The sequence below is a fragment of the Peptidiphaga sp. genome, assembly GCF_057238965.1.
Map to the genome: position 1 here is coordinate 10,162 of NZ_DBHHEV010000026.1, position 15,175 is coordinate 25,336.

25 protein-coding genes and 2 pseudogenes are annotated in these 15,175 nt (G+C 64.4%); all 27 read right to left on the reverse strand.

All coding sequences use genetic code 11. The features are described from left to right. The coding region (locus tag ACO48X_RS04700; RefSeq protein WP_485000979.1) for a preprotein translocase subunit SecY at nt 1-409 on the reverse strand (409 nt) is incomplete at its 3' end. A gap of 221 nt (nt 410-630) precedes the next feature. Further along, nucleotides 631-1,113 (reverse strand): 50S ribosomal protein L15, encoded by a 483-nt coding sequence (gene rplO, locus ACO48X_RS04705; RefSeq protein WP_485000980.1) that lies wholly within the window; start codon nt 1,111-1,113, stop codon nt 631-633. Beyond that, nucleotides 1,113-1,295: a 50S ribosomal protein L30 gene (gene rpmD / locus ACO48X_RS04710; RefSeq protein ID WP_009199241.1), complete on the reverse strand. Its 183-nt coding sequence runs from the start codon at nt 1,293-1,295 to the stop codon at nt 1,113-1,115. The genes rplO and rpmD overlap by 1 nt, the downstream gene beginning before the upstream one ends. Beyond that, nucleotides 1,295-1,996: pseudogene (gene rpsE / locus ACO48X_RS04715) on the reverse strand (30S ribosomal protein S5). Before rpsE ends, rpmD begins: the two are co-directional and overlap by 1 nt. A gap of 22 nt (nt 1,997-2,018) precedes the next feature. Continuing rightward, complete coding sequence (gene rplR, locus ACO48X_RS04720; RefSeq protein WP_485000981.1) at nt 2,019-2,390, reverse strand: 50S ribosomal protein L18; 372 nt, start codon at nt 2,388-2,390, stop codon at nt 2,019-2,021. Further along, on the reverse strand, nt 2,390-2,926 hold the full coding sequence (gene rplF / locus ACO48X_RS04725) for a 50S ribosomal protein L6 (RefSeq protein ID WP_484994684.1): 537 nt from the start codon (nt 2,924-2,926) through the stop codon (nt 2,390-2,392). The genes rplR and rplF overlap by 1 nt, the downstream gene beginning before the upstream one ends. Before the next feature lie 11 nt (nt 2,927-2,937). Then, a complete protein-coding gene (gene rpsH, locus ACO48X_RS04730; protein WP_040322778.1) occupies nt 2,938-3,336 on the reverse strand; it encodes a 30S ribosomal protein S8 in 399 nt (132 codons plus the stop codon). 54 nt (nt 3,337-3,390) lie between these two features. Continuing rightward, the gene (locus tag ACO48X_RS04735; protein ID WP_009199246.1) at nt 3,391-3,576 is read right to left on the reverse strand and encodes a type Z 30S ribosomal protein S14; all 186 of its coding nucleotides are present in this window, start codon (nt 3,574-3,576) and stop codon (nt 3,391-3,393) included. Nucleotides 3,577-3,579: 3 nt separating this feature from the next. Next, nucleotides 3,580-4,131: a 50S ribosomal protein L5 gene (gene rplE, locus ACO48X_RS04740; RefSeq protein WP_485000982.1), complete on the reverse strand. Its 552-nt coding sequence runs from the start codon at nt 4,129-4,131 to the stop codon at nt 3,580-3,582. Further along, a pseudogene (gene rplX, locus ACO48X_RS04745) lies at nt 4,128-4,537 on the reverse strand (50S ribosomal protein L24). Before rplX ends, rplE begins: the two are co-directional and overlap by 4 nt. Next, nucleotides 4,534-4,902: a 50S ribosomal protein L14 gene (gene rplN / locus ACO48X_RS04750; RefSeq protein WP_009199249.1), complete on the reverse strand. Its 369-nt coding sequence runs from the start codon at nt 4,900-4,902 to the stop codon at nt 4,534-4,536. Before rplN ends, rplX begins: the two are co-directional and overlap by 4 nt. 79 nt (nt 4,903-4,981) lie before the next feature. Then, nucleotides 4,982-5,263, reverse strand: a complete 282-nt coding sequence (gene rpsQ, locus ACO48X_RS04755; RefSeq protein ID WP_484990370.1) for a 30S ribosomal protein S17 — start codon at nt 5,261-5,263, stop codon at nt 4,982-4,984. An 8-nt stretch (nt 5,264-5,271) separates the two neighbouring features. Continuing rightward, nucleotides 5,272-5,502 carry a 50S ribosomal protein L29 gene (rpmC, locus tag ACO48X_RS04760; RefSeq protein ID WP_009199251.1) on the reverse strand — a complete coding sequence of 77 codons (231 nt, stop codon included), beginning with the start codon at nt 5,500-5,502 and terminating at the stop codon, nt 5,272-5,274. After that, nucleotides 5,502-5,918 (reverse strand): 50S ribosomal protein L16, encoded by a 417-nt coding sequence (gene rplP / locus ACO48X_RS04765; protein WP_485000983.1) that lies wholly within the window; start codon nt 5,916-5,918, stop codon nt 5,502-5,504. The genes rpmC and rplP overlap by 1 nt, the downstream gene beginning before the upstream one ends. Nucleotides 5,919-5,920: 2 nt before the next feature. Further along, nucleotides 5,921-6,718, reverse strand: coding sequence for a 30S ribosomal protein S3 (gene rpsC, locus ACO48X_RS04770; RefSeq protein ID WP_009199253.1), 798 nt, complete (start codon nt 6,716-6,718; stop codon nt 5,921-5,923). Beyond that, nucleotides 6,718-7,095, reverse strand: a complete 378-nt coding sequence (rplV, locus tag ACO48X_RS04775) for a 50S ribosomal protein L22 (RefSeq protein ID WP_009199254.1) — start codon at nt 7,093-7,095, stop codon at nt 6,718-6,720. The genes rpsC and rplV overlap by 1 nt, the downstream gene beginning before the upstream one ends. A 36-nt stretch (nt 7,096-7,131) precedes the next feature. Next, nucleotides 7,132-7,413, reverse strand: a complete 282-nt coding sequence (rpsS, locus tag ACO48X_RS04780) for a 30S ribosomal protein S19 (protein WP_009199255.1) — start codon at nt 7,411-7,413, stop codon at nt 7,132-7,134. A gap of 15 nt (nt 7,414-7,428) precedes the next feature. Further along, on the reverse strand, nt 7,429-8,265 hold the full coding sequence (rplB, locus tag ACO48X_RS04785; RefSeq protein WP_485000984.1) for a 50S ribosomal protein L2: 837 nt from the start codon (nt 8,263-8,265) through the stop codon (nt 7,429-7,431). A gap of 25 nt (nt 8,266-8,290) precedes the next feature. Continuing rightward, entirely contained in the window at nt 8,291-8,602 is a 312-nt protein-coding gene (gene rplW, locus ACO48X_RS04790) for a 50S ribosomal protein L23 (protein WP_485000985.1), read from the reverse strand. After that, nucleotides 8,599-9,246: a 50S ribosomal protein L4 gene (gene rplD, locus ACO48X_RS04795; protein WP_485000986.1), complete on the reverse strand. Its 648-nt coding sequence runs from the start codon at nt 9,244-9,246 to the stop codon at nt 8,599-8,601. Before rplD ends, rplW begins: the two co-directional genes overlap by 4 nt. 2 nt (nt 9,247-9,248) lie before the next feature. Continuing rightward, nucleotides 9,249-9,914, reverse strand: coding sequence for a 50S ribosomal protein L3 (rplC, locus tag ACO48X_RS04800; protein WP_485000987.1), 666 nt, complete (start codon nt 9,912-9,914; stop codon nt 9,249-9,251). A gap of 11 nt (nt 9,915-9,925) precedes the next feature. Continuing rightward, nucleotides 9,926-10,234 (reverse strand): 30S ribosomal protein S10, encoded by a 309-nt coding sequence (gene rpsJ / locus ACO48X_RS04805; protein WP_009199260.1) that lies wholly within the window; start codon nt 10,232-10,234, stop codon nt 9,926-9,928. 260 nt (nt 10,235-10,494) lie between these two features. Further along, nucleotides 10,495-11,310 (reverse strand): ABC transporter permease, encoded by an 816-nt coding sequence (locus tag ACO48X_RS04810; protein WP_485000988.1) that lies wholly within the window; start codon nt 11,308-11,310, stop codon nt 10,495-10,497. Between the two features lie 76 nt (nt 11,311-11,386). After that, complete coding sequence (locus ACO48X_RS04815) at nt 11,387-12,415, reverse strand: ABC transporter substrate-binding protein (protein ID WP_485000989.1); 1,029 nt, start codon at nt 12,413-12,415, stop codon at nt 11,387-11,389. A gap of 139 nt (nt 12,416-12,554) precedes the next feature. Next, nucleotides 12,555-13,220 (reverse strand): ABC transporter ATP-binding protein, encoded by a 666-nt coding sequence (locus ACO48X_RS04820; RefSeq protein ID WP_485000990.1) that lies wholly within the window; start codon nt 13,218-13,220, stop codon nt 12,555-12,557. Nucleotides 13,221-13,232: 12 nt separating this feature from the next. Then, entirely contained in the window at nt 13,233-14,066 is an 834-nt protein-coding gene (locus ACO48X_RS04825) for a class I SAM-dependent methyltransferase (RefSeq protein WP_485000991.1), read from the reverse strand. Further along, a complete protein-coding gene (locus tag ACO48X_RS04830; RefSeq protein ID WP_485000992.1) occupies nt 14,063-14,455 on the reverse strand; it encodes a cupin domain-containing protein in 393 nt (130 codons plus the stop codon). The genes ACO48X_RS04825 and ACO48X_RS04830 overlap by 4 nt, the downstream gene beginning before the upstream one ends. Nucleotides 14,456-15,175: the final 720 nt, after the last annotated feature.

Sequence of the window (15,175 nt, forward strand, 5' to 3'; positions counted from 1 at the left end):
TGTTGGCCAGAGAGACGTACACCGCCGATTGGAGGACCCCCAGGCCGATCGTCAGATAGCGGGTGTACTCGGTGAGTTTGGCCGTTCCCGACTGTCCCTCTTTGTGAAGCTGCTCGAACCTCGGGATGACGACGCGCAGAAGCTGGATGATGATCGACGCCGTGATGTAGGGCATGATGCCGAGCGCGAAAACGGACAGCTGGAGCATCGCCCCGCCCGAAAACATGTTGAGGAGATTGAGGAAATCGCCCTCGCCCTGTTGAGCGGCGCACTGGCGCACGTTGCGTATCGAAACGAACGGCGCAGGAACGAAAGTGCCCAATCTGTAGATCACCATGATGGCGACAGTGAAGAGCAGCTTGCGGCGAAGGTCTGGGGTGCGGAACGCGGCCGCGAACGCCTTGAGCAAAATTCCTCCAGATTGCGGTAAGACCGCGGGTGTGTTGCGGACTGTGCCCGCGTCGATGGGTTCGGGAGAGACCCGACCACGGGGATGGCAGATGGCGGCCCCGCACCGCTCTCATTACTATACCCGGCGCCAGCCGATCGCGACTACATCCGAAGCGCGACCCGCCGCGAGGAATGCAACACGGGAATGCCCCCGCTAGGCGCGGGGGCATTCCCGTTTGTTCAGCGAGCGGCGATGCTTCCGCCGGCCGCTTCGATCTTTTCTTTTGCAGATCCCGACCAGGCGTCGACTCGGACGTCGAGCTTGACGGCCAAGTCGCCGGTCCCCAGGACTTTGACGAGATGCTTGTCGCGAACCGCGCCCTTGGCGACGAGGTCCTCGACGGTCACCTTGCCGCCCTCGGGGAAAAGCTCGCTCAGAGCGCCGACGTTGACCACCTGGTACTCGACGCGGAACGGATTCTTGAATCCGCGCAGCTTCGGAAGCCTCATGTGGATCGGCATTTGGCCGCCCTCAAAACGAGCGGGGACCTGGTAGCGAGCCTTCGTTCCCTTGGTTCCGCGGCCTGCGGTCTTGCCCTTCGACCCCTCGCCGCGTCCCACGCGGGTCTTGGCCTTATTCGATCCGGGAGCGGGGCGAAGGTGGTGGATCTTCAGGACGCCCTCAGGGGCGGCGACTTTCTTCGATGCCTTTTTGGTGGCCATCAGTCGACCTCCTCCACTTTGACGAGATGGGCAACGGTGCGGATGGCGCCGAGAACCTCGGGGCGGTCCTCGCGAACCACGGACTGGCCGATCCGGCGCAGACCGAGCGTGCGCAGGGTGTCCTTCTGGTTCTGCCTGCCGCCGATGGCGGATTTGACCTGTGTGATCTTCAGCTGTGCCATCACGCACCAACTCCTGCGGCGGCGGCCTCGTTCTCAGCCTTGACGGCCTCGGCCTCCTTCTCCGACCGCGCCTTGGCCTCCGCCTCGGCGCGGGCTCGCAACATCGACTCCGGGGCGACGCGCTCCAAGGGAAGGCCTCGGCGCGCCGCGACGGACTCGGGCTGCTCGAGGCCCTTGAGGGCCGCGACCGCCGCGTGGACGATGTTGATCGCGTTGGACGATCCGAGCGACTTGCTTAGAACGTCGTGAATGCCTGCGCACTCCATGAGCGCGCGGACCGGGCCGCCCGCGATGACGCCCGTTCCGGGGGAAGCCGGGCGCAAAAGCACGATGCCTGCGGCGTCCTCGCCCTGGACCAGGTGCGGAATGGTCGAGCCGATCCGGGGAACCTTGAAGAAGTTCTTCTTGGCTTCCTCTGTGCCCTTGGCGATGGCCGAAGGCACTTCCTTCGCCTTTCCGTAGCCCACGCCGACGGTGCCGTTTCCGTCACCGACGATGACGAGGGCCGTGAAGGACATGCGGCGTCCGCCCTTGACCGTCTTGGCCACGCGGTTGATCGTCACAACGCGCTCGATGTACGCGTACTACTCTTCTGCCCGGCGATCCCGCCGCGCGCCGCGACGCTCGCCGCGGCGCCCGCGGCGCTCGCCGTTGTTGTTCTCGTCGGGGTTAGCGCCCCGACCACGCTGCTGTGCAGCCATCAGTACACCTCTTTCGCCAGTCTCACAGGGTCAGCCCGGCGGCGCGGGCGCCTTCGGCCACAGCGGCGACGCGGCCGTGGTACTTGTTGCCTCCGCGGTCAAAGACCACGGAGCTGACTCCGGCTTCCAGGGCGCGCTTGGCGACGAGTTCGCCGACCTTGCGCGCTTTGTCCACCTTCTTGCCGTCGTCGCCGCGCAGCTCGGCTTCGTACGTCGAAGCTGCGGCCAGAGTGCGGCCGACGGAGTCGTCGACGACCTGGGCAAGCATGTGGCGATTCGACCGGCTGACCACGAGACGCGGACGCGAGGGCGTGCCCACGACCTTCTTGCGGACGCGGAAGTGGCGGCGCTTGCGAGCGAGGAACTTCCCCTTGCCTTTGACGGTGACAGCCATCACTTACCAGCCTTTCCGGCCTTGCGGCGCACGTTCTCATCGGCGTAGCGCACGCCCTTGCCCTTGTAAGGCTCGGGCTTGCGCAGCTTGCGGATGTTGGCCGCGACCTCGCCGACCTGCTGCTTGTTGATTCCGTTCACGGAGAACTTCGTCGGAGACTCGACAACGAAGGTGATTCCCTCGGGCGCCGAAACGACGATCGTGTGCGAGTAGCCGAGCGAGAACTCAAGGTTCGACCCCTTGGCCACCACACGGTATCCGGTTCCGACGATCTCCATGGCCTTCGAGTAGCCCTGGGTCACGCCGACCACCATGTTGTCGATGAGCGTGCGGGTCAGGCCGTGGAGCGAGCGCGACTTGCGCTCGTCGTCAGGCCTCGTGACCGAAATGAGGCCGTCGTCGAAAGAGACCGCGATGGGCTCGGCGACCGTGTGCTCGAGCGTGCCCTTCGGCCCCTTGACCGTGACTTGGCGGCCGTCGATTGTCACCTCGACGCCGGAGGGGACCTGGACGGGCTGCTTGCCAATGCGCGACATTTTTCCTCCCGTCACCAGACGTAGGCGAGGACTTCCCCGCCGACGCCCTTGTCCTTGGCCTCGCGGTCCGTCAGCAGGCCGGAGGACGTCGAAAGAATCGCGACGCCGAGGCCACCGAGAACCTTGGGCAGATTGGTGGACTTCGCGTAAACGCGCAGGCCCGGCTTCGAAATGCGCCTAAGGCCGGCGAGCGCGCGCTCACGGTTCGATCCGTACTTCAGATTGAGGGTGAGCGTCTTGCCCACCTTCGCCTCCTCGACGCCGAATCCGGCGATGTAGCCTTCCCGCTCGAGGATCTCGGCGATATGCGCCTTGAGCTTCGAGTAAGGCATCGACACCGACTCGTGAAACGCCGAGTTGGCGTTGCGCAGACGCGTCAGCATGTCTGCGATTGGGTCAGTCATTGACATTGGGCGTGTGCCCTTCCCCGTCGCGGTTTCCCTTGCGGACCTGCGACGTAGTGCTTACCAGCTGGACTTCTTGATACCCGGGAGTTCGCCGCGCAGGGCGAGCTCGCGAAGGCAAACCCGGCACAGGCCGAACTTGCGGTACACGGCCTTCGGACGGCCGCATCGGTTGCACCGGGTGTAGGCGCGAACGCCGAACTTCGGCTTCCGGGCTTGCTTTTGCTTGAGCGCAGTCTTCGCCATGCGTCAGGCCTCCTTAAAGGGAAAACCGAGAAGGCGCAGAAGGGAGCGGCCTTCGTCGTTGGTCTTGGCCGTCGTGACGACGGTGATGTCCATGCCGCGAACCCGGTCGATCTTGTCCATGTCGATCTCGTGGAACACGGTCTGTTCGGTCAGGCCGAAGGTGTAGTTGCCGTGGCCGTCGAACTGCTTGGGAGAAAGCCCCCGGAAGTCGCGAATGCGCGGAAGGGCGGTCGACAGCAGACGGTCGAGGAACTCCCACATGCGATCGCCGCGCAGGGTCACGAAGCAGCCGATCGCCTGGCCTTCGCGCAGCTTGAACTGGGCGATGGACTTCTTGGCCTTGGTGATCTGCGGCTTTTGACCGGTGATGATCGCCATGTCGGCGACGGCCCCCTCGAGGACCTTGGAATCGCGCGCCGCCTCGCCGACGCCCATGTTCACCACGATCTTTTCGAGCTTGGGAACCTGGTGCGGGTTGGAGTACTTGAACTCCGAGGTCAGAGACGGAACGATGTCTTTGAGGTACTTCGCCTTCAGGCGCGGTGCGTCGCTCACAGCTCAATCTCCTTACCGCCGCGGCGGCCGATGCGCTCGCGCATGATCTTCGTGCGTCCGTCGCGCTCGACTTCGACCTCGCGATGGCCGACGCGAATGGGCTTCTTGTCGGGGCCGACGAGGGCGACCTTGGAAATGTGAATGGGGGCCTCAACGGTTTCGATGCCGCCTGCGGAGCCTCCCCGCTGGTTCTGACTCGCCTTGACGTGCTTCTTGACGCGGTTGATTCCCTCGACGATGACGCGGTCTCCGAGGACCGACAGGACGACGCCCTGCTTGCCCCGGTCGCCCGGCTCGATCGGATCCAGGCCGAGCTCCGCCCGGCGCGCTCTTCGATCTTCTTCGAGTTCGAGGTCCGCCCGGCGATCACCTGGACGAGATCGCCTTTCTTGATCTTGGCCATCAGATCACCTCCGGTGCCAACGAAACGATTCGCATGAACTTCTTTTCGCGCAGCTCGCGGCCGACGGGGCCGAAGATGCGCGTGCCGCGAGGCTCGCCGTCGTTCTTGAGCAGCACAGCCGCGTTCTCGTCGAAGCGGATGTACGAGCCGTCCTGACGGCGGGTTTCTTTTCTCGCACGGACGACGACGGCCTTGACGACGTCGCCCTTCTTGACGTTTCCGCCAGGGATCGCATCCTTGACGGTGGCGACGATCGTGTCGCCAATTCCCGCGTAGCGCCGGCCTGAGCCGCCGAGCACGCGGATGCAGAGGATTTCCTTCGCACCGGTGTTGTCGGCGACGCCGAGCCGCGTCTCCTGCTGGATCATGTGTTATTTCTCCTGTCGTCGCGCCGGTTCTCGCTGTGCGAGCCTTGCCGAACGGATGGGGTTTGGGTGGCCTCGGGGGTCACTTGGCCTTCTCGATGATCTCGACCACGCGGAAGTGCTTGGTCGCGCTCAACGGCCTCGTCTCCATGATGCGAACGAGGTCGCCCACGTGCACCTCGTTGTTTTCGTCGTGCGCCTTGACGCGCCTGGTGTGGGTGATGACCTTGCCGTAGAGCGGGTGCTTCCGGCGGTCCTCGACCTCGACGATGACGGTCTTGTCCATCTTGTCGCTGACGACGTAGCCCCGCTGCACCTTGCGGTGGCCGCGGACCGGAGCTTCGCCCTTGTTCTGCTCGCTCACTTCTTACCTCACTTCTCAGCCGCTGGCGCGGTGCGGGTTCCGAGCTCGCGCTCACGCTTGACCGTGTAGATGCGAGCGATGTCGCGACGGACTTCCTTGAGCCGGCCGCTGTCTTCAAGGCGGTGGGTCACCGCGGAGAAGCGCAGATTGAACAGCTCTTCCTTCGCTTCCTTAAGCTTTTCGAGGAGCTCGGCGTCAGTCAGGGCATCGAGCTCTTCGGTTGTGATTCCCTTGGCCATCACTCCCCCTCCTCACGGGTGACAAAACGGGTCTTCATGGGCAGCTTGTGCATTGCGCGAAGCATCGCCTCGCGGGCAAGCTCTTCGGAGACGCCGTCCATTTCGAACATGATGCGGCCGGGCTTGACGTTGGCTACCCACGTTTCCACCGGGCCCTTGCCCGAACCCATTCGCAGGCCGAGGGCCTTTTTGGTCAGAGGGCGGTCCGGGAAGATGTTGCTCCAGCTCTTGCCGCCGCGCTTGACGTGACGGGTCATGGCGATACGGGCCGCCTCAATCTGTCTGTTGGTCACGTAGGCGGGTTCGAGCGCCTGGATTCCGTACGAGCCGAAGGCCAGCCTCGTGCCGCCCTTCGACATGCCGCTGCGGGTGGGACGGTGCTGCTTGCGCCACTTGGTGCGACGAGGAATCAGCATGATCAGGCCTCCGATCCTGTGGTCGTCGGCTCCGCTGCGGGGGCGGCGGCCGCCTGCTGCTGGCGGTTTCCGCGGCCCTGGCGTTCGCGGCGGGGACCGCCGCGGCGGTCTCCGCGGCCGCGGCCGCGAGGCGATTCGGCGAGCGAGCGGTAGTACTCCGCGTCTGTGACGTCGCCGCGATAGATCCACACTTTCACGCCGATGCGGCCGAAGGTGGTGCGGGCCTCGTAGAAGCCGTAGTCGATGTTGGCGCGAAGAGTGTGCAGGGGCACGCGGCCTTCGCGGTAAAACTCCGAGCGCGACATTTCAGCGCCGCCGAGGCGGCCCGAACACTGGACGCGAATGCCCTTGGCGCCCGCGCGCTCGGCGGACTGGATGCCCTTGCGCATCGCGCGGCGGAAAGAGACTCGCGAGGCAAGCTGCTCTGCGATTCCCTGTGCGACGAGCTGCGCGTCGGCCTCCGGGTTCTTCACCTCGAGGATGTTGAGCTGAATGGCCTTGCCCGTCAGCTTCTCGAGGTCTGCGCGGAGGCGGTCCGCCTCTGCACCGCGGCGTCCGATGACGATTCCGGGGCGCGCGGTGTGAATGTCCACGACGACGCGCTCGGCGCGGCGTTCAATGTTGACGCGCGAAATGCCGGCGCGGTCGAGGGTCTTCTCGATCATCCGCCGGATCTGGATGTCTTCGCGAACGAAGTCTGCGTAGCGCTGGCCCGGCTTGTTCGAGTCAGCGAACCACTTCGAGCGGTGGTCGGTGGTTATTCCGAGTCGGAACCCGGTCGGGTTGACCTTCTGGCCCACTAGCGGGTCCTCCCCTTCTTCCGAGCGGCGACTTCGTCGCCGACAACGACGGTAATATGGCTGGTCCTTTTGAGGATCCTGTTGGCGCGTCCCTGTGCACGAGGCTGGATGCGCTTCATCGTGGGACCCTCGTCGGCGTAGATCGCCTGGATGTAGAGGTCCTCGGCGTCGAAACGCTCACCCGCCTGATCGGCCAGGTACTGAGCGTTGGCGATCGCCGACTCGACTAACTTTCGGACGGGTTCGGCCGCCCCCTGAGGTGCGAATCGCAGCACGTCAACGGCGTCCAGAGCGCGCTTGCCGCGGATGACGTTCACGACGCGGCGGGCCTTCTGGGGCGTGACGCGCACGAAACGTGCCTGCGCCTTGGCTTCCATGTTTCTGCCTTACTTTCTCTGCTCGTTGGCGGCGCCTCAGCGACGTCGGCCTTTACGGTCGTCCTTTTCGTGCCCGCGGAAGGTGCGGGTCGGGGCGAACTCGCCGAGCTTGTGGCCGACCATCGACTCGGTGACGAACACCGGGACGTGCTTGCGGCCGTCGTGCACGGCAAAGGTGTGACCCAGGAAGTCGGGGGTGATGACCGACCGACGGGACCAGGTCTTGATGACGTTCTTCGTGCCCTTTTCGTTCTGCTCGTCGACCTTCTTCTGAAGGTGATCGTCGACGAAGGGCCCCTTCTTCAGACTGCGCGGCATTCAGCTCATCCTCTCTTAGCGCTTGTTGCCGGTCTTGCGACGGCGCACAATGAGCTTGTCGCTAGCCTTCTTTGGACGGCGGGTGCGGCCCTCGGGCTTGCCCCACGGACTGACTGGGTGGCGGCCGCCGGAGGTCTTGCCTTCGCCGCCGCCGTGCGGGTGGTCAACGGGGTTCATGACGACGCCGCGGACGGTCGGGCGGACGCCCTTCCAGCGCTTGCGGCCCGCCTTGCCCCAGTTGATGTTGGACTGCTCGGCGTTTCCGACTTCGCCGACGCATGCGCGGCAGCGAGAATCGACGTTGCGGATTTCGCCGGAGGGCATGCGCAGCTGCGCGTACTTGCCCTCACGGGCGACCAGCTGAACCGACGTCCCCGCCGAGCGGCCGATCTTGGCGCCGCCGAGGGGGCGGAGCTCCACGCAGTACACCGTGGTGCCGACGGGGATGTTCCGCAGCGGAAGGTTGTTGCCGGGCTTAATGTCCGCATTCGGGCCGTTCTCGACAAAGTCGCCCTGACGCAGATTCTTCGGCGCGACGATGTAACGCTTCTCGCCGTCGACGTAGTGCAGAAGGGCGATGCGGGCCGTGCGGTTGGGGTCGTATTCGATGTGCGCGACCTTCGCGGGCACGCCGTCCTTGTCCCAACGCCTGAAGTCGATGATGCGGTACTGGCGCTTGTGGCCGCCGCCCTTGTGCCTGGTCGTGATGCGGCCGGTGTTGTTGCGGCCGCCGGTCTTGTGCAGCGGGCGCAGCAGCGACTTCTCCGGCTTCGACCGGGTGATCTCGGCGAAGTCGGCGACGCTCGCACCGCGACGGCCGGGGGTCGTCGGCTTGTACTTACGAATTCCCATGAGTTTGGATCCTCAATCTTTCCGGTCAGCCGACCACGTCGCCGTAAATGTCGATCGAGCCCTCGCGCAGCGAGATGATCGCGCGCTTGGTGTTCTTGCGACGGCCGACCCCGTTGCGGGTGCGGCGGGCCTTCCCCTGACGATTCTGGGTGTTCACAGAGGCGACCTTCACATCGAAGACGGCCTCGACGGCCTGCTTGATCTCGGTCTTGGACGCACGGGGGTCGACGAAGAAGACGTACTTGCCTTCGTCCTCGAGCCGAGCCGACTTTTCCGACGCGACGGGCGCGAGGATGACGTCGTGCGGACGCTTGTTCCAGAAGCTTGCCTCGGTCACTTCTCCTCCTTGCCGTTCTTCGAGACGTACTCGGTGAGAGCCGACTCGGTGAAGACGACGTCGTCTGCCACGAGGACGTCGTAACTGTTGAGCTGATCGACGAAGATGACCGACGCCTCGGGGGCGTTGCGCAGCGAAAGCCTCGTCAGATCGTCGCCGCGAGAAACCGCCACGAGCGCCGCGCGGTCGTCGATCACCTTGCGCAGCAGGCCGAGGGCGGCCTTGGTGGAGGGCTTCTCGCCCTCGAGGAAGGCCTCGACCACGTGAATGCGTCCGTTGCGCGCGCGGTCCGAAAGGCACTGGCACAGCGCAGCGGCGATCATCTTCTTGGGGGTGCGCTGCGAGTAGTCGCGAGGCTTGGGGCCGTGGACGGTGCCGCCTCCCGTGAACTGCGGAGCGCGAATCGACCCCTGGCGCGCGCGGCCGGTGCCCTTCTGCTTGAAAGGCTTCTTGCCTCCGCCGGAGACTTCGCCTCGGGTCTTCGTCGAGTGCGTGCCTTGGCGGGCCGCGGCCAGCTGGGCGTTGACGACCTGGTGAATGAGCGGGACGTTGACTTCGACGTCGAAAAGCTCGGCGGGAAGCTCGAAGCTGCCCGTGACCTTGCCGGTGACGTCGTAGACGTCTGCATTGAGGGACTGCGTCATATTCAGGCTCCCTTCACGGCGGTGCGGACCACGACGGTTCCGCCCTTGTTTCCGGGGACGGCGCCGGCCAGAAGGATGATGCCCTTCTCGACGTCGACGGCGTGGACGGGAAGATTGAGGACTGTCACGCGGTCCTTGCCCATGCGGCCGGCCATGCGGAGGCCGCGGAAGACGCGCGACGGCGTGGCGCAAGCGCCGATCGAGCCGGGCTTGCGGTGGTTGCGGTGGGCGCCGTGCGAGGCGGAAACGCCGGAGAACCCGTGGCGCTTCATGACTCCCGCGAAGCCCTTGCCCTTGGACGTGCCGATGACATCGACCTTCTGCCCGGCCTCAAACAGGTCGGCGGTGAGCTCCTGGCCGAGTTCATACTCGGAGGCGTCGGAGGTGCGAATTTCGGCGAGTTTGCGACGGGGGGCGACTCCTGCTTTGTCGAAGTGGCCCTGGAGCGGCTTTGTCACGTTCTTGGTCTTCAGCTCGCCGGAGGCAAGCTGAACGGCCGAATAGCCGTCGGTTTCGGGGGTGCGGATCTGGGTCACGACGTTCGTGCCGACGCGCACAACGGTGATGGGAACGACGCGGCCTGCCTCGTCCCACAGCTGGGTCATTCCCAGCTTGGTGCCGAGCAGCGCCTTGACCGGCGCGCCGACAGCGGTTTGCTTGGAATTCATGATGCGTTACCTCAGAGCTTGATTTCCACGTTCACATCCGCCGGAAGGTCGAGACGGCGAAGCGTGTCGATGGTCTTCAGGGTCGGATCGACGATGTCGATGAGCCGCTTGTGGGTGCGCATCTCGAAATGCTCGCGGCTGTCCTTGTACTTGTGGGGCGAACGAATGACGCAGAAGACGTTCTTCTCGGTCGGAAGCGGCACGGGGCCAACAACCGTCGCGCCTGTGCGCGTCACTTCGTCGACAAGCTTTTTCGCCGCATTGTCAATGACCTCGTGGTCGTATGACTTCAGGCGGATGCGGATCTTCTGTCCTGCCATGCCGTCGTAACCTCTTTCTACCTCGGTGATCGCCGGTCCCCGCACCCGGGCGTGTCGCGTATGATCACCGCGATGACGAAGCCCTATGCAGATTACGACGAACCCTTGTCACACGTCGGGGGCCAATTCCCGACGAAGTTCATGGCCCGGGCAGCCCGGGCAACTTGTTCAGTATGCCAGCATTCCAGCGGCAGCCGCAAGCCAACCATTTCAATAGTGGCCTACGCGACAGAAGGGCCTTTTTAATGCGACGTCGTGCCTCATGCCTCGCCGCGCCCGCTCTTGCCTGCCCTTTTGCGCAGGGGCGAGACGAGCGAAGCCTCGAGCAGAAAGGCGACGGCGGCCATGGCCACCGCGTAGGCGAAAATCTCGGGCGTGTCGATGTTGTTTTGGGCCATCCGAACGGCTCCGCCCATGCCGGTTGCGGTCGCCAGCAGCTCGGCCATGACGCACACGCGGATCGACTGGCCGAGGGCGACAGTCGCGGCCGCCAAGACGGGCGGCGCGATCATCGGAATTTCTACACGCCGCACGATCACCCGCTTGGGCAGCCGAAAAACCCGGGCCATTTCTATCAGGTCCCTGTCAACGTCACGCACCGCCTGCGCGCTCGCCGCAGCCAGCACCGGCGCCGTCACGATCCCGACGACAAAGACGACGACGAGGTCACCCGCCGTCCCAAACCACACCATGCCCAAAATGACGAAGACGATTGCAGGGGTGGACAGCAGAACGTAGAGGCCCGGCTGGAAGAACCATCCGACCCGCTTCCATTTTCCCATCGCGCATCCCCAGGCAACGCCGACGACGAGGGCCGCAAACAGGCCGACGAGGGCACGGACCAGCGTCATCCGCAGCGCCTCCCAGAATTCGTCTGTCGCCAGTATCTTCCTGATCGCCGCCCACGTCTCATCCGGGCCGGGCAGAACATACTCCTTCTGAGTCGATGCGGCGTATGCCCAGACTGAGATGAGGACGGCGATTCCCAGGAGCGTCCAGAACGCGCGGTCGAGTGCGCGGAGCGCCCCCGCCCCGCGCACTTTCGCGCCGCTGATGGCTGAGTCGGCGCCGCGCACAGTGCGACTTGCGCCCTCCGCCGCAGGGCTCACGCCATCTGGGACAGGATTCCCGCCACTTACAGTGGGACTTGCGTCATTCCGCATAGAACTTGTCGTCTGGCAGTTTGCCGCCGTATATCTTCGGATTGACCTCGCCGAGGCGCTTGAGGAAGTCCTCGTAGTCGGCCTTTGCCTCCTTCGCGGGTACGACGTCGAGTTGCAGGCGCGGAATCACCTGCTTAACCACGTCCACGGGAAGCTTGTAGTGGTCGGCGATCGCCTGGAGCGTCGCGGCGTCTCCGGCGTTGGCCTTGTCGACAGAAGCCTTGACCTCCGCGCGGACGGCGGCGGGCAGCCCGGGCCGGGAATCAACGAGGTTTCCTGGCATGACCAGGCCGGCCATGGGGAAACGGGCTTTCTTGCCGGTCACTTTCGCCCACTCTTCCTGGAGGTTGAAGACTCGCGTGATCTCCTTGCCTTTTTCCTTGAGCTTGGCCTGCGCGAGCGTCGCCACATGTTCGGGAAGGACGGCATAGTCGGCCTCCCCCGAGGCGATTTTCTGCATCGCCTGCTGCCCGTCGGCCGCGTTGACCACTTCGATGTCCTTGCGGTCCAATCCGTTCTTTTTGAGCAGGTACGAGAAGACGAGGTCGGGCATGTTGCCAGGCATTGAGATCGCGACCTTCTTGCCCTTGAGTGTCTTCCAATCGCCTTTCGGCGCGTCCGCGGGACCGACGACGTAGAGCATTCCCCACACGACGGGCGAGACAAGCCGCACGTCCTGGCCCTTGTTGTATAGGTTTGCAGCGACATAGGCGGGGGTAGCGGCGATCTGCACGTCGTTGTTGATGAGAGCCCCCTTCAGCTGGTCTACGCTGTCCCAGTTCTTCACACCGACGCTGGCGGAGTACTTGGACAGATTTCCCTCCTTGCCGAATCCGATCATCGGCGCCCCGAAGGCCATGGTGGTGGGCACATAAGCCTGGATTTTAGGCAGCTTGCCCGTGGCAGCCGCCGAGCCGGACGGCTTTCCGGAGGGATCTGAAGACGAATCCGCCCCGCCGCACGCTGTCAGGGCGATGGCGGCCGCAGCTAGGAGCGCGGCTATTTTTCGCGTGAACATGATTGTCCTTTCGATTGGTGACGCCGGCGTGGCCGCGGCCAACCCCCGTTTTGCGACGGCTTTCGCGCGGTCGAAAGCCGTTTCGTTCAGCGATCGGAGTTTGCTTCCGTCAGCCGATCGGCGGCGGGGCGGCTGCGGCTCAGCCGGAAAGGCGCCAGCGGCCCGGCGGGCCGCTCAGGTGCAGGCGCAGTGCGGATACCTGTTCGAGCTCGTCGGGGTCGTGCGATACCCATACTGTGACGAGGTTCGAGTGCACGACGATGTCCTGCAGGTCGTCGCGCAACGATTGTGCAAGGGGCTTGTCAAGAGCCGAGAAGGGCTCGTCTACAAGCAGGAGCCTCGGCTCCGTCGCCATGGCCCGGGCAATGGCGACGCGCTGTCTCATGCCTCCCGACAACTGCGGCGGACGCACGTCCGCCGCATCGGAAAGCCCGACGCGTTCGAGCCATTCCTCGGCGAGGAAGAACCGCCCCGGCACACGTCGGTCAAGAGTGAGCAGCACATTGTCCCTGGCCGAGAGCCAAGGCAGCAGCCGCGGCTCCTGGAAAACGAAGGCGAGCCTGCCGTCCGGGCGTTGGATTCGGCCCGAGTACCCGCCGACGGCGCCGGCGATGACGCGCAGCAGGGTGGTTTTACCGGCGCCCGAAGCTCCCGAGACGCCGAGGATTTCGCCGGGTCGCACAATCAAGCTGAGGTCGGCGACGAGGTGTAGCCGACGTCGGTGGATGTCTACGTGGGACAGAGCCAAAGCGCGGGAGGAGGGCGGCGGGAGAAGCTCGGCGTCGGCCTCGGATCGTCTCGGCATCTCCGGACGCCCCTAGGGCTTGCGGGCGACGAAGCCTACGGCGTTGATATTCTCCTTGTGGGCGCGGAACACGCCCCGCATGGCTTTGATTCGCTCTCTCGCGGCCTTGTTCCTGACGACGTTGAAGAAGAATCGCAGCGCCCCGAAGAAGCCTTCGTCGGCCACGAGGCGCTTGGCCTCCAGGAGCATCATCGGATTGGAGTCGGTGTATTCGACTTGGAAACCCGCCTCTTCGAGCAGCCGTTTCCATCCGGCGGAGGTCAGGGGTCTGGCGCCGACCTTGATCGTCCGCGACAGCGCGCGCGAGACGTCGCGCACGACGTCTTCGGGGACGTCGTCCGGGCAGAAACCCAACTCGTGGATGGCGTACCGGCCTTTGGGGGCGAGAATCCGGAATGCCTCGCGCATGATGGCGAGCTTGTCTTCGTCCGACTGCATCGTGAGCATCGCCTCGCCGACGACGAGGTCGGCCGATCCGTCGGCCAGCCCCGTATTTTTGGCGTCCGCCTGCTGCAATCGCGCTTGCCCGTGCTTCGAAATGGTCTCAAGCAGCTGCTGTGTGCCCTCTTTGTTCGGGTCGACGCCGACGTACTCCTTCGGTTCCGCCGCCAGGAGGATTTCGGCCGTCCTTCCCACGCCAGGGCCGAATTCGACGATTCTGTCTTCCTTTGCCGGCCGCGCCGCCTTGACGACCCTGCGCGTGAGCTCGATGCCGCCGGGGCGAAGCACGCGTTTGCCCATTTTCGCCAAAAGCCAGTGGCCTTGGAGTCTCTTTTCCTCCGGGCCGGAGCGGCTTCCACGGGCGGCGTCAGCGTCGGGGCGGCCTGCGCGGGCCTCGTCGCTCACTTCTCCCCCTCTTCCGCAGGCCGGTCCAAAGTCTCTTTCGCGGCGTAGGCGGTGTTCTCGACGTCGACGAGCGTGAGAGCCATGTAGCAAGGGTCGAGAGCCTCGAGCGCATGCCTGTCCCCGGGCGCCAGGTAGACAACATCGCCTCCGGCCAAATCGTGCGTCACGTCCCCGATGCGGAAACGCATCTTGCCGCTCAGCAGCTGGACGACGACGGCCCGGGGAGAAGCGTGCTCCGTGAGCACCTGGCCCGCGTCAAAACTGAAGACGACATGGCGCAAGACGGCATTGTTGACGACGACACGCGAAGTGGTGGCCGCCTCCAGGATGGGCAGTTTATCGAAAATACCCGTGTAAAAAGCTGATTCTGCGACGGGCGTTGTAGGCATCGTTGCTCCAATTGAGTTACGCAAGTTCAGTGTTACGTAAACCATGATACAGCTCTCGAAGGCGCGGCTTCACGCCTTCATGCCGTGAACATCGCCACGGCTTGCGGGAGCCTTTGAAACAAAGCCTCGGCGAAAGTTTGAACGCGAGGTCGAATGCGGCGCAGGCGCGGAACCCAGTACACCCAGACATAGACCGATAGAGGTTCAAGCAAAAGCCAAACACAGTTCAGTTGTATACCTAAATCTTAAGCCATTCAGATTATAAGCTAATTTTCACTGCAGTCGATTCACTGATTTTAAGGCGGTTCGAATCGGCAAGCCCAACGTGGGTCAAAGTTCGCGGTTAAAACTCGACGGCGGCATCGGCTGCGACAGGGCATCGACGAAGACGCCTTTGACGACGGGTCGGACCCGCGTTGCCGGGCCAGATCCTCGTTGCCGAGCCAGACCCTCATTGCCGAGCCAGACCCTCATTGCCGGGCCAGATCCTCATTGCCGGGTCGGACAGGCAAAGCACGAGGAAGGCCCGCTGCTCCAAGCAGCGGGCCTTCCTGTTAGATCAAGCGATCGGAACGCGATCTAGGAGCCTCGTCGCCGATGGGCACGAGCGAACAGAGCGCCCGACGACCTCAGCGATCGAACGTCACTTGATGATCTTCGTGACTCGGCCGGAGCCGACGGTGCGGCCACCCTCGCGGATGGCGAAGCCGAGGCCCTCCT